Below are 12158 nucleotides of genomic sequence, written 5' to 3' on the forward strand. Positions count from 1 at the left end.
CCATGACCAACCTGATCAAGCTGTCTGCCGCCGACCTGTCCGGCCTGCTCGCCGACCGATCGGTGAGCTCCGTCGAAGTGACGCGCGCCCACCTCGACCACATCGCGGCCATCGACACCGATGTGCACGCCTTCCTGCACGTGGCCGGGGACGCCGCCCTCGCCACCGCGGCCCGGATCGACGCCCGCCGCGCCGCCGGCGAGGTCCTCGGCCCGCTCGCCGGGGTGCCGATCGCCATCAAGGACGTGCTCGCCACCCAGGACATGCCCTCCACGGCCGGCTCGAAGATCCTCGAGGGCTGGATCCCGCCCTACGACGCCACCGTCGTCAGACGCGTGCGCGACGCCGGGCTGATTCCCCTCGGCAAGACCAACATGGACGAGTTCGCGATGGGCTCGTCGACCGAGTTCTCCGCGTACGGTCCGACCCACAACCCGTGGGACCTGGACCGGATCCCCGGCGGGTCGGGAGGCGGCTCTGCCGCCGCGGTGAGTTCCTTCGAGGCTCCCCTCGCCCTCGGCAGTGACACCGGCGGTTCCATCCGCCAGCCGGCTGCCGTCACCGGCTCGGTCGGCGTCAAGCCCACCTACGGCGGAGTGTCCCGCTACGGCTCGATCGCGCTCGCGTCCTCGCTCGACCAGGTCGGCCCCGTCACCCGCACGGTCTACGACGCGGCCCTGCTGCACGATGTGATCGGCGGGCACGACCCGCTCGACTCGACCTCGCTCACCGATTCCTGGCCGTCGATGGCCGCCGCCGCCCGCGCCGGACTGGCCGACGGCGCCCTAAAGGGCGTTCGGGTCGGCGTGATCAAGGAGCTCGCCGGCGAGGGAATCCAGCCAGGCGTCAAGCAGCGCTTCGAGGAGACGCTCGCCCTGCTCGCCCGTGCCGGAGCGGAGATCGTGCAGGTCAGCGCGCCCAACTTCGAGTATGCGATCGCCGCGTACTACCTGATCCTGCCCGCGGAGGCCTCGAGCAACCTGGCCCGGTTCGACTCGGTGCGCTTCGGCATCCGGGTCAACCCGGCCGAGGGCCCTCTCACCAGTGAGCGGGTGATGGCGGCCACCCGCGACGCCGGCTTCGGTCCCGAGGTCAAGCGCCGCATCATCCTCGGCACCTACGCCCTCAGCGCCGGCTACTACGACGCCTACTACGGCAGCGCCCAGAAGGTGCGCACGCTCATCCAGCGCGACTTCGACGCGGCCTTCGCCCAGGTCGACGTGCTGGTGTCGCCGAGCGCACCCACCACGGCCTTCAAATTCGGTGAGAAGATGACCGACCCGATGGCGATGTACCTCAACGACGTCACCACCATCCCGGCGAACCTCGCCGGCGTGCCGGGAATGAGCCTTCCGATGGGGCTCGCGCCAGAGGACGGGCTGCCCGTCGGCCTGCAGATCATGGCGCCGGCGAAACTGGATGCCCGCCTGTACACCTTCGGTGCCGCCGTCGAGCGCCTGCTCGAGGCCACCTGGGGGCACACCCTGCTCAGCCAGGCGCCCGAACTCGCGCCCACCGAAATGTTCGCCAGCGAAGAGGGAGTCGTCTGATGAAAAAGGCCGAACTGATGGACTACGACAAGGCCCTTGAACTGTTCGAGCCGGTGCTCGGCTTCGAGGTGCACGTCGAACTCAACACCAAGACCAAGATGTTCTGCGGCTGTGCCAACGAATTCGGCCAGGGTGCCAACACGAACACCTGCCCGACCTGCCTCGGCCTGCCGGGCGGGCTCCCGCAGGTGAACGCGAAGGCGATCGAGTCGAGCATCCGCCTGGGCCTCGCCCTCGGCTGCGAGATCGCGGAGTACTCCCGCTTCGCCCGCAAGAACTACTTCTACCCGGACACCGCGAAGAACTTCCAGACCTCGCAGTACGACGAGCCGATCGCGTTCAACGGTCAGCTCACCATCGAACTCGAAAGCGGACGCCTGGTCACGGTCGACATCGAGCGCGCGCACATGGAGGACGACGCCGGCAAACTCACCCACGTGGGTGGGGCAACCGGTCGCATCCAGGGTGCCGACTACTCGCTGGTCGACTACAACCGCGGCGGCGTGCCGTTGGTCGAGATCGTCACCCAGATGATCGAGGGCGGCGAGGCCGACTCCCCGGAGATCGGGCGCACCTACGTCGCCGCGATCCGTGAGATCGTGAAGGGCCTCGGCGTCTCCAACGCCCGGATGGAGGAGGGCAACGTGCGCTGCGACGCCAACGTCTCGCTCCGCCCGCGCGGCTCGAACATCCTCGGCACGCGCACCGAGACCAAGAATGTCAACTCCCTGCGTTCGGTCGAGCGTGCCGTGCGCTATGAGATCCAGCGCCAGGCGGCGCTGCTGGCCGCGGGCGGAACGATCACCCAGGAGACCCGGCACTGGCACGAGGACACCGGCATCACCTCGGCCGGCCGGCCCAAGTCGGATGCCGACGACTACCGCTACTTCCCCGAGCCCGACCTCGTGCCCGTCGCGCCGTCGCGGGAATGGGTCGAGGAGCTCCGTGCGACCCTGCCGGAGCCCCCGGCCGCCCGCCGCAAGCGGCTCCAGGCCGATTGGGGTTTCGCGAACCTGGAGTTCCAGGACGTCGTCAACTCCGACCTGCTCGACGCCGTCGAGGCCACCATCGCCGCCGGATCGGCAGCCCAGGCCGCCCGCAAGTGGTGGACCGGTGAGGTGGCCAGGCTCGCGAACGTGGCCGGCGTGGCCGCCGACTCCCTCGTTCACCCCGTTCAGGTTGCCGCGCTGATCGAACTCGTCGTGGCCGGAACGCTCACCGACCGCCTGGCCCGCCAGGTGCTCGAGGGCGTCATCGCCGGCGAGGGCACCCCGCTCCAGGTCGTCGAGCTGCGCGGTCTCGCGGTCGTGTCGGACGACGGCGCGCTCATCGCGGCGATCGACGAGGCCCTGGCCGCGCAGCCCGACGTGCTCGCGAAGATCCGCGACGGCAAGGTACAGGCCGCCGGCGCCGTGATCGGTGCCGTGATGAAGGCCATGCGCGGACAGGCGGATGCCGCCCGGGTGCGCGAGCTCGTGCTGGAGAGAGCCGGAACGGCGGAGTAATGGCATTCGGGAAGAAGCAACGGCCGGCCGAACCCGGGCGAACCGGGTTCGGCGTGGGGGTCCAGGTCGTGGTGCGGCTCGACCGCGGCAACTACCCGGATTCCCACGCGCCGGACCCGAGCGGGGTGATCGTGGCCGGTGGGGACATGGAAGGTGCCGCGCTCTACGCCCCGGTGACCCTGCGCGAGGCGGTCTGGGTCGTGCAATTCGACGAACCGTTCTACGGCCTCGACGGGTCGGGCCCGCACGAGTCCGCCCGGGTGACCCAGAGTCACCTCGAAGCGGCGCCGGAAGCATGAGCGTGACCCACGAGCGCCCGGCCGGCGCGGCGGACATCCGTCGCTGGCGACAGTACCTGGCCGACGAGCAGGCCGAGGCCGCGGTCTACCGCGACCTGGCCGCGCGCCGCACCGGCGAGGAGAAGGAAATCCTGCTCGCCCTCGCCGAGGCGGAGGGCCGCCACGAAGCGCACTGGCGCGGCCTTCTCGGAGACCAGGCCGGGACGCCCCGGCGCGGCGCCATGCGCACCCGCTTCCTGGGGTTCCTGGCCCGCCGGTTCGGCTCGGTGTTCGTGCTCGCCCTGGCCCAGCGGGCCGAGTCCCGTTCGCCCTACGACGACGACGCGGATGCCACCAGTACGATGGCCGCGGACGAACGCATCCACGAGGAGGTCGTGCGCGGGCTCGCGGCCCGCGGTCGCCAGCGTCTGGCCGGAACCTTCCGTGCCGCGGTCTTCGGCATCAACGACGGCTTGGTGAGCAACCTGGCACTGGTGCTCGGAATCGGAGCCACCGGGGTTCCGACGTCCACAATCCTGTTCACCGGCATCGCCGGGCTGCTCGCCGGCGCCCTGTCGATGGGAGCCGGGGAATACGTGTCCGTGCGCTCCCAGCGGGAACTGCTCGAGGCATCCACCCCGAACCCGGCGACCCGAACGGTTTTGTCCCACCTCGACCTTGCGGCCAACGAACTGACCCTGGTCTACCGAGCGCAGGGAATGAGCCCGGAGCGGGCCGAGGTGCACGCCCGGGAGGTGCTGCGCACGGTGGCCATCGCCACCGGTCCGGTCGACGTCGCTCCCCGGGGCGGGCTCTCGCCCGCGGTCGACGAGCACGAGGCGATCGGCACCGGCCTCGGCGCGGCCACGTCGAGTTTCTGTTTCTTCGCCTCCGGGGCGATCCTGCCCGTCCTGCCCTACCTGTTCGGGCTCAGCGGGCCCGCGGCGATCATCGTGGCCGCCGTGCTCGTCGGCCTCGCCCTGCTGGCCACCGGCGCAATCGTCGGGCTGCTCTCCGGCGGACCGCCTCTGAGACGAGCCCTCCGACAGCTGCTGATCGGATTCGGCGCCGCCGGCGTCACCTACCTGCTCGGATTGCTCTTCGGCACGTCGATGGCCTGATCGCCGTCGGTGATGGAGCTCGTTCAAAACCCCTGACGGCCTGCCCGCCGCCCCGGTGATGGAGCCTGTCGGTATCACCCCGGCCTCTCCTCCACAATGCGGGTGTGATCAGGTTATCCACACCCTGGTGTGGGGCCGGTTGGGGGCCGGGGAATGTCGGTGGCTGGTCGTAGTGTGCTCGTATGGCCACCCTGGTGAGCACCACCCAACAGCAGCTCGGACTGCTCTTTGACGCGGTCGCGGCAGCGGACAAGGCGATCGCCCGGTGCTTTGCCGTGCGGGCCGAGGCGGTCGACCGGGCCCGCCGGTTCAGCGCCGCGCAGGCCGGGTCGATTCCGCTCAGCCTGCAGTCCCGGTGGAGTCGCGAGGAGATCGCGCAGCGGGAACTCTCCAGCGAACTCGCCGCCACGCTGCGGATCCCGGAACGCACGGCGGAGACCCTCCTCGCCGAGAGCTAGGCGTTGGCCGAGGACCTCCCCGCCACCCGGGCCGCGTTGGCGGAGGGGCGGATCAGTTATCGGCATGCGCAGGCGATCGTCCAGCAGTCCTGGTCGATCCCGGTCGAGGGTTTGGCCGCGTTCGAACAGGCCCTGCTGCCCTCGGCGGAGCATCTGACGGTGGCCAAGCTCAAGCACAAGGCCCGGCTGCTGCGGGAACGGTTGCATCCGGAGACGATCACGGCGCGGCGGGCGAGGTCGATCACGGACCGCACCAGCGGGGTGACCCCCGAGTACGACGGGATGGCCACCCTGTATCTGACGACAGGGGCCGAGCTGGTGCAGGCGATCTTCCACCGGGCCAACGACCTCGCCGCCAGCCTCCAAAGCCCCGACGAGACGCGCACGCTCACCCAGGTGCGCACGGATGTGCTCAGCGACCTGTTGATCCACGGGGTCACCCCGACCGGCGTCGGCACCGGCGTCAAAGCGACCGTGCAGGTGACGGTGCCGGTGCTGACACTCCTCGGGCACAGCGAGGAACCCGGGTATTTGGAAGGGTATGGGCCAATTGACCCGGACACGGCGCGGGACCTGGCGTCGAAGGCGCCGAGCATCACCCGGTTGCTCACCCACCCCGAGACCGGGGTGATCCTCTCCGTCGGGAGGGACCGATACAAAACGCCCAAGGCGATGCGCCGCTTCCTCCGCCTCCGCGATGAAACCTGCCGGTTTCCAGGCTGCAACCGGCCAGCAAGGGGTGCCGAACTTGATCACTCCCATGACTGGGGGCTGCTCGGCGAGACCGCGCACGACAACCTCGCCCACCTCTGCAAACCCAACCACGCCCTGAAAACCCAAACCCGGTGGAGCGTCGCCCAGCAACCCGGCGGCATCCTCACCTGGACCTCCCCGACCGGGCGGGAGTTCATCACCGAACCCGCCACGATACTGCCGACCGTGCTCCCCACCGGGCCACCGAAAGCCGGCCCGCCGCCAGTCGGACCACCGACAGCCGCAGCGTCAGACCTCCCCGACGACCCGCCATTCTGACTCACGGTCCGGCGGCAGCCACCTGATCGGCGACTCCCGATCAGTGCGCGCGGTGGTCGACGAACGGCATCCGCGGCCCGCGCCGGGGCTTCCCGGCCACGCCGCTGTTCTCCAGCAGCCGCACCACCCGGAAGCGGTGCGGCCGCCACTGCTCCATGGCGGCCACCAGCTGCCGGTCGTCGAACTCCACGTCGAACAGGGCATGCCCGATGAACCCGGCCAGGTGGTAGTCGCCGACCGAGAGCGCATCCGCGTCGCCGAGGGCCCGCTGGGCGACCTCCGCTGCCGTCCAGACACCCACGCCCGGCACCGATCGGAGCCTGGACGCCGCCTCTTCCGGGGACAGCTCCACACAGCGCTCCAGCTGCCGCGCCACGGCCAGGACAGCCATCACGGTCCGTGACCGTTGAGGATCGACGCCGGCCTTGTGCCATTCCCAGGACGGGATCAGCTGCCAGGCGCGCAGGGTCGGCACGACCATCATGGGACCGGGGGTGGGGCCGGGGGCCGGCGTGCCGTACGCGTGCACCAACCGCCGCCACGATGCGGTCGCCTGCACGGCGATGACCCGCTGCTCGAGGATCGCCGGGATCAGCGCCTCCATCACCCGTCCCGTCTTCGGGATGCGCAGGCCCGGATGCCGCCGGTGCGCGCCGTCGAGTACCGGATGGGCGGGGCAGAACCCGGCCGGGTCATCATCCCGCCCGACCATCGCGGGTGCCGCGTCGATCGCGGCCCGGGCGCCGGCGCCCCAGGCCTGGCAGGTGATGGTGTGCAGGTCCGACTGCGCGAACCGCAGCGAGGCCGGTCCGTCGACGGTGAGTGTGGTGCGCCACAGCGACCCGTCGGCGGCGACCTGATAGGTCGGGTCGGCGCGGCCGCGCCGCAGGTGGGCGAGGGTGAGGGCGACGTCGGTCGGATGCCCGGGGTGCCAGGTGGAGGCGGCATCCGGGGAAATCGTGGGTGGGAGAGTCATCGTCCTCGTCGGGCGTAGCGATCCGACTCCCGGCGTGCCGCAGGGGCGAGCGTGCACTCGGGCAGACGCCGGGCAGAAGCGTCTTGATCGGAGCGATCGTTTCGCAAAAGTGTACGCCTTCGGCCGGCTGCGCGGCGGGTCGGCCGTGGCCGGGTGCCCGTAGCATGGACCGGTGCCGACGAGGCCCTGGCCACGAGCACCGGTCAGGCCGATCTGGTCGAGCAGAAGCGCGGGTTCTGGGTGGCCGGGCTCGGCATCTTCGCGCTCTGGAACCTGTTCACCCTGGTCGGTGCCCGCGCGGGCGACAGCCCGGTCTGCCCATCCTGGTCGCAGCCGTCGCGACCGGCCAGACCCTGAGCCTCGACTCCCGGGTGGGGGCACCCGGCCGGAGGCCGCCCTTGTAGAATCGTCCATGGCCCTGCGCCTCCAGGGACACCGCACCGGAGTCCCACGGGTGCCCCTGAACCGCCCCTCGAGAGGCAGCAATGAGCCTGATCCGGCTGAACGACGTCAGCGTCCGCTTTGAAAACGCGCAGATCTTGCGCGAGGCGTTCTTCCGCCTCGAAACCGGCGACAGGGTCGGCCTGATCGGCAAGAATGGGTCGGGCAAGACGTCGATTCTGAAGCTGGTCCTCGGCCAGGTCCTTCCGGACACCGGCACCGTCAGCCTCGACGCCGACATCAAGGTGGGCTACTTCTCCCAGTTCTCCGAGCTGAACGGCCAATCCACGATCCTCCAGGTGCTCGACGAGCTCTTCGCCCCGATCAAGGCCATCGAAGCCGAACTGGCGTCGATCGACGCGGCCATCGCCGCCGACCCGTCGGGCAGTGCGGAACTGGACCGGCTCATCCACCGCCAGGCAGAGCTGTTCGAGGACATGGACAGGCTCGACGGCTGGGACTACACCCGCCGCATCGACACCGCACTGACCACCTTGGGCTTCGACGAGGCCCACCGGGTCTGCTCGATCGACGAGCTGTCGGGCGGGTGGCGCAACCGCGCCGCCCTGGCCAAGATCCTGCTCGAAGGCCCCGACGTCCTCCTGTTGGACGAGCCCACCAACTACCTCGACGTGGCCGGTGTCGAATGGCTGGAAGCCTGGTTCCGCACCTTCCGGGGCGCCGCGATCATCGTCTCCCACGACCGCAGGTTCCTCGACGCCGTCGTCACCCGGATCATCGAGGTCGAGAACTTCCACCTGCACGAGTACCCGGGCAACTTCGGCGAGTATGTGGTGCAGAAACAGTTCAGGCTCAAGAACCTGGAACAGCAATTCGTGCACGAATCAGAACTGCTCGCCTTCGAAGCGGAGGGGATCGCCGACCGCCGGGAGGCCGCGAAGGCTGCCACCCGGGACCTCGGAAACCAGCTGGCAAAGATCAAGAAGGCCCGCACGCCGCGACCCGTCGACCAGATCATCACCGAGATCTACGGTGGCCTGCACGTGAAGGATGTCCTCTGCCGGGTCGAATCGCTCGGCAAGTCCTACGGCGACAAGGTGCTCTTCCAGGGGCTCAGCTTCGAGATCAGGCGGGGCAACCGGATCGTGGTCCTCGGCGCCAACGGCAGCGGGAAGACCACCCTGCTCCGGGTGCTCACGGGCGAGGAACGGGCCGACTCCGGCGAGGTAGCCTGGGCGAGCGGGACCGCCGTGGTGTCCTACAACCAGGTCCTCGCCGAACTCGACGACACCGACACGGTCACCCACGCCGTCAACGCGATGCCCGGCAGCCTGGCCTTCACGGCGACCCGGAAGTCCGTCGGCCGGTTCCTGTCGATGTTCCAGTTCTCTGAGGCCGACCTCAAGCAGAAGATCGGCAACCTGTCCGGCGGCCAGCGTGCGCGCGTCGCGATGGCGCAGTGCCTGCTCTCCGGCGCATCCGTGCTGCTGCTGGACGAACCGACCAACCACCTCGACATGTCCAGCACCCAGGTGATGGAGCGGGCGCTGCTGCACTTCCCCGGCGCCGTGGTCGTGGTCAGCCACGACCGCTTCTTCAGCGACAAGATCGCCAACCGGCACCTCGTCTTCGGCGGCGACACCGCGGCGCCCGGTGAGATCGAGGTGCGCGCGGCCTGATGGTGGCCGGGTCGCGTCGTGCGGCCTACGCTAGCGGTCATGGGAGCCAATGCCGACAAGCCGATCCTGCTCTTCGAGACGGTGGCCGACTGGGAAGCGTGGTTGGAGCAGAATGCCGGCCATGACGGAGTGAGACTCCAATTGCGCAAGAAGAAATCCGTCGTACCCGGGATCACCTATCCGCTGGCGTTGGAGAGCGCGCTCTGCTTCGGCTGGATCGACGGGCAGGCCGGGTCTCTCGACGACGACTACCATCTGCAGGTCTTCACCCCGCGGCGCGCCCGCAGCGTGTGGTCGCAGCGCAACCAGGGCCTGGTCGCCGCGCTCATCGCGGACGGGCGGATGCGCCCCGCCGGCCACGCGGAGATCGACCGGGCCAGGGCGGACGGCCGGTGGGAGGTGGCTTACCGCCAGAAGGACAGCCCGGTGCCCGAGGACCTCCGGGTGGCCCTCGACGCCAACCCTGCCGCCTCGTCGGCGTTCGCGACACTGGACTCCCAGAACCGGTTCGCGATCCTGTTCCGCATCAACGCTGTGAAAAGAGCCCAGACCCGCGCCGCGAAGATCGCGGGCTACGTGGAGATGCTCGCGGACGGCCGCGCGATCTACCCGCGATGAGCCTCCGGCGAACGGATGCCTAAGGAGCCAGGTCGCGCCGGCGGAACGCCGTCGTTCCCGCGGCCAGGAACGCGACCGCGACCACCGTGAGCCAGAGCAGGCCGTCGAGGTTCGGATCGGGCCCTGGGAGGAGCGGCGAGTGCGCGAACGGGCTGAGGTCGATGACCATTTGGGGCACGCCCCACAGTGTGCCGAACTCGCCGGCCAGGATGAACGCGATGTAGGCGACCCAGGCGCCCGCGGTGGCCCGGGGCCAGAGGCCCCAGATGAGGATGGCCAGTCCCACCACGACCCACGCGGCCGGGATCCTCGCGATCGCCGCGATCGTGACCCGGGCGATCTGGCTCGGATCATCCACGGCGAGGGCATGACCGGCGCCCGTTCCGGCACCGGCGATGATCAGCAGCCAGGCGACACCGGCGAGGGCCAGCCCGCCGTGAGCGGCGAGCATCCGGACCCGCCCGACCGACGTCGCGAGGAGCGCCTCCGCGTGCCCCGCGGCTTCCTCGCCCCGGAGCCGGGACACCGCGACGATGCCGTAGGCGGCGACGAAGGTGCCGAACAGCCCGATCTCGGCGGCGAGGAAGGCATCCGTCAGACCCTGCTTGCCGCCGAGCTGTTCGATGATCGCCTTCATACCGGGGGAGTTGAGAAGCTCGGCAACCGTGTGCGCGATCGTGCCGAGAACCGGGCCCAGGATGGCCAGTGCGATGGTCCACGCCAGCAGCGTGGGGGCCTGCAGGCGCCAGGCCAGGCCGAGCGGCGTCCCCAGCCGGCCCGCTGCAGGACCGGAGCGCTCGGTGATCATCCCGCTGCCGAGGTCCCGGCGACGACGCAGGAGGAACGCCGCGGCCGCGGTCACCGCCGTGGCGGCCAGGGGCAGTGCCAGGACGCCCCAGTGGTCACCCGCGAACGCCCTGATCTGCTGATTCCACCCGATCGGCGACAGCCAGGACAGCCAGCCTGGTCCGGCTTCGGAGAGGTCACCGACCGCCCGGAGCATATAGGCGGCCCCGATCCCCGCCAGGGCCAGCCCGCTGGCGGCTCGTGCGCCCGTGGTGACCTGCGCGGTCGCTGCGGCCAGGCCGGCGAAACAGGCCCCCGTGACCGCCCAGCCGGCGCCGAACGCCACCGAACCGGCCGCAGGCAGGCCCGCGGCGAGGAGCCCCGCGGCGGTGGCCGCCCCGATTGCCGCGCTGGCCCCGATGGCGACGATCAACGCCGCGGCGAGCGGGGCCGAGCGCCCGACCACGCCGGCGCCGACAAGCTCGAGCCGTCCCGACTCCTCCTCGGCGCGGGTGTGCCGGATCACGACGACCACCATCAGGATCGCCACGGCCACCGCACCGAAGACGGCGGGTTTGAACATGGCCAGCGCGCCGAGCGAGGCGGGATCGTAGATCCGCCCGTACATGGCCACGATCGCGGCGGACGCGTTGACCGCCCCGGCCGCCTCGATCCGGGACGCCGGATCGGGGTACAGGCCCGCGGTCGCCGACGCGGACGAGGCGGCGATCCCGGCGAATCCGAGAACGGACCCGAGCAGCAGCCAGCGGTCCCGGCGCAGTGCCAGACGAAGCAGGCTGCCCGTGCCCCGCAGCTGGCTGCTCACCTCCGTACGCTCTCGTAGTGGCGCAGGAACAGCTCCTCCAGGGTCGGCGGGCTGCTCGTCAGCGAGCTGACCCCTGCCGCGCTGAGCGCGGCGAGCAGCCCGGGGAGTCCGGCCGTTTCCACGCTCGCCGTGATGCGGTTGCCGGTCACCACCACCTCGTGCACGCCGGGCATCGCGGCGAGACCGGCCGGCACCGCCGGCACCTCGGCCTGGATCACCGTGCGGGTCAGGTGCCGCATGGCGGCGATGGATCCGGTCTCCACGACGGCGCCATTTCGGATGATGCTGACCCGGTCGCACAACGCCTCGACCTCGGCCAGGATGTGGCTGCTCAGCAGCACCGTGCGCCCGGCGGTGCGCAACTCCTGCACGCAGGAACGGAAGGTGGCCTCCATCAGCGGGTCCAGGCCGGAGGTCGGTTCGTCCAGGAGCAACAGCTCGACGTCGCTGGCCAATGCGGCGATCAACGCCACCTTCTGCCGGTTGCCCTTCGAGTAGGTGCGGCACTTCTTGGTGGGATCCAGCTGAAACCTCTCCAACAGGTCGGCGCGCCGCACCGGGTTGAGTCCGCCGCGCAACCGGCCGAGCAGATCGATGACCTCTCCGCCGGACAGAGACGGCCAGAGCGTCACATCCCCGGGCACATAGGCCAGGCGGCGGTGCAGGTCGACCGCGTCGGACCACGGGTCGCCCCCGAGCAACGCCACCTCTCCGGAGTCGGCCCGGAGAAGCCCCAGCAGGATGCGCAGGGTCGTCGTCTTCCCCGAACCGTTCGGTCCCAGGAAGCCGTGAACCTCGCCGACCTCCACAGCCAGGTCGAGGCGATCCAGGGCCCTGACCTTGCCGAAACTCTTCGTCAGGCCCCGCACACTGATGGCTTCGCTCATATTTCACACCCTACTCAGCCTGACGGGCGCGGACGAGAGG

General features: G+C 70.3%; 12 protein-coding genes. 9 read left to right on the top strand and 3 right to left on the bottom strand.

What is annotated here, in order from left to right; genetic code table 11:
* The first annotated feature begins 2 nt into the window (after nucleotides 1–2).
* The 6 genes from gatA to E3O32_RS03530 all read left to right on the top strand — a co-directional run bounded on the left by gatA (nucleotide 3) and on the right by E3O32_RS03530 (nucleotide 5944).
* Nucleotides 3–1550 carry an Asp-tRNA(Asn)/Glu-tRNA(Gln) amidotransferase subunit GatA gene (gatA, locus tag E3O32_RS03505; RefSeq protein WP_134507061.1) on the top strand — a complete coding sequence of 516 codons (1548 nt, stop codon included), beginning with the start codon at nucleotides 3–5 and terminating at the stop codon, nucleotides 1548–1550.
* Nucleotides 1550–3055, top strand: coding sequence for an Asp-tRNA(Asn)/Glu-tRNA(Gln) amidotransferase subunit GatB (gene gatB / locus E3O32_RS03510; protein WP_134507063.1), 1506 nt, complete (start codon nucleotides 1550–1552; stop codon nucleotides 3053–3055). The genes gatA and gatB overlap by 1 nt, the downstream gene beginning before the upstream one ends.
* Nucleotides 3055–3354 (top strand): hypothetical protein, encoded by a 300-nt coding sequence (locus tag E3O32_RS03515; protein ID WP_134507065.1) that lies wholly within the window; start codon nucleotides 3055–3057, stop codon nucleotides 3352–3354. The genes gatB and E3O32_RS03515 overlap by 1 nt, the downstream gene beginning before the upstream one ends.
* Complete coding sequence (locus tag E3O32_RS03520) at nucleotides 3351–4454, top strand: VIT1/CCC1 transporter family protein (protein WP_134507067.1); 1104 nt, start codon at nucleotides 3351–3353, stop codon at nucleotides 4452–4454. The genes E3O32_RS03515 and E3O32_RS03520 overlap by 4 nt, the downstream gene beginning before the upstream one ends.
* Nucleotides 4455–4636: 182 nt before the next feature.
* Nucleotides 4637–4912 (top strand): hypothetical protein, encoded by a 276-nt coding sequence (locus E3O32_RS03525; RefSeq protein WP_134507069.1) that lies wholly within the window; start codon nucleotides 4637–4639, stop codon nucleotides 4910–4912.
* 3 nt (nucleotides 4913–4915) lie between these two features.
* The gene (locus E3O32_RS03530) at nucleotides 4916–5944 is read left to right on the top strand and encodes an HNH endonuclease signature motif containing protein (RefSeq protein ID WP_134507071.1); all 1029 of its coding nucleotides are present in this window, start codon (nucleotides 4916–4918) and stop codon (nucleotides 5942–5944) included.
* 40 nt (nucleotides 5945–5984) lie between these two features.
* On the opposite strand, the gene E3O32_RS03535 is transcribed toward E3O32_RS03530, so the two are convergent.
* Nucleotides 5985–6920: a DNA-3-methyladenine glycosylase family protein gene (locus tag E3O32_RS03535; protein WP_174776479.1), complete on the bottom strand. Its 936-nt coding sequence runs from the start codon at nucleotides 6918–6920 to the stop codon at nucleotides 5985–5987.
* Between the two features lie 153 nt (nucleotides 6921–7073).
* Between E3O32_RS03535 and E3O32_RS17855 the strand changes: the two genes are divergently transcribed.
* From E3O32_RS17855 to E3O32_RS03550, 3 genes are all read left to right on the top strand, one after another.
* On the top strand, nucleotides 7074–7277 hold the full coding sequence (locus tag E3O32_RS17855) for a hypothetical protein (RefSeq protein WP_134507073.1): 204 nt from the start codon (nucleotides 7074–7076) through the stop codon (nucleotides 7275–7277).
* Nucleotides 7278–7405: 128 nt separating this feature from the next.
* Nucleotides 7406–9001 carry an ABC-F family ATP-binding cassette domain-containing protein gene (locus E3O32_RS03545; protein ID WP_134507075.1) on the top strand — a complete coding sequence of 532 codons (1596 nt, stop codon included), beginning with the start codon at nucleotides 7406–7408 and terminating at the stop codon, nucleotides 8999–9001.
* Nucleotides 9002–9040: 39 nt separating this feature from the next.
* Nucleotides 9041–9619 (top strand): YdeI/OmpD-associated family protein, encoded by a 579-nt coding sequence (locus E3O32_RS03550; protein WP_134507077.1) that lies wholly within the window; start codon nucleotides 9041–9043, stop codon nucleotides 9617–9619.
* 19 nt (nucleotides 9620–9638) lie between these two features.
* On the opposite strand, the gene E3O32_RS03555 is transcribed toward E3O32_RS03550, so the two are convergent.
* Nucleotides 9639–11231, bottom strand: a complete 1593-nt coding sequence (locus tag E3O32_RS03555) for an ABC transporter permease (protein ID WP_134507079.1) — start codon at nucleotides 11229–11231, stop codon at nucleotides 9639–9641.
* Entirely contained in the window at nucleotides 11228–12118 is an 891-nt protein-coding gene (locus E3O32_RS03560) for an ABC transporter ATP-binding protein (protein WP_134507081.1), read from the bottom strand. Before E3O32_RS03560 ends, E3O32_RS03555 begins: the two co-directional genes overlap by 4 nt.
* Nucleotides 12119–12158: the final 40 nt, after the last annotated feature.

Origin of the sequence: Cryobacterium mannosilyticum (genome assembly GCF_004402705.1) — a bacterium.
In the GTDB taxonomy this organism is placed as follows: Bacteria; Actinomycetota; Actinomycetes; order Actinomycetales; family Microbacteriaceae; genus Cryobacterium; species Cryobacterium mannosilyticum.

Excerpts from the sequence above, each read along its gene's own strand:
- gatA (WP_134507061.1), top strand. The coding sequence starts at position 3 with ATGACCAACCTGATCAAGCTGTCTGCCGCCGACCTGTCCGGCCTGCTC.
- gatB (WP_134507063.1), top strand. The coding sequence starts at position 1,550 with ATGAAAAAGGCCGAACTGATGGACTACGACAAGGCCCTTGAACTGTTC.
- E3O32_RS03515 (WP_134507065.1), top strand. The coding sequence starts at position 3,055 with ATGGCATTCGGGAAGAAGCAACGGCCGGCCGAACCCGGGCGAACCGGG.
- E3O32_RS03520 (WP_134507067.1), top strand. The coding sequence starts at position 3,351 with ATGAGCGTGACCCACGAGCGCCCGGCCGGCGCGGCGGACATCCGTCGC.
- E3O32_RS03525 (WP_134507069.1), top strand. The coding sequence starts at position 4,637 with ATGGCCACCCTGGTGAGCACCACCCAACAGCAGCTCGGACTGCTCTTT.
- E3O32_RS03535 (WP_174776479.1), bottom strand. The coding sequence starts at position 6,920 with ATGACTCTCCCACCCACGATTTCCCCGGATGCCGCCTCCACCTGGCAC.
- E3O32_RS03545 (WP_134507075.1), top strand. The coding sequence starts at position 7,406 with ATGAGCCTGATCCGGCTGAACGACGTCAGCGTCCGCTTTGAAAACGCG.
- E3O32_RS03550 (WP_134507077.1), top strand. The coding sequence starts at position 9,041 with ATGGGAGCCAATGCCGACAAGCCGATCCTGCTCTTCGAGACGGTGGCC.
- E3O32_RS03560 (WP_134507081.1), bottom strand. The coding sequence starts at position 12,118 with ATGAGCGAAGCCATCAGTGTGCGGGGCCTGACGAAGAGTTTCGGCAAG.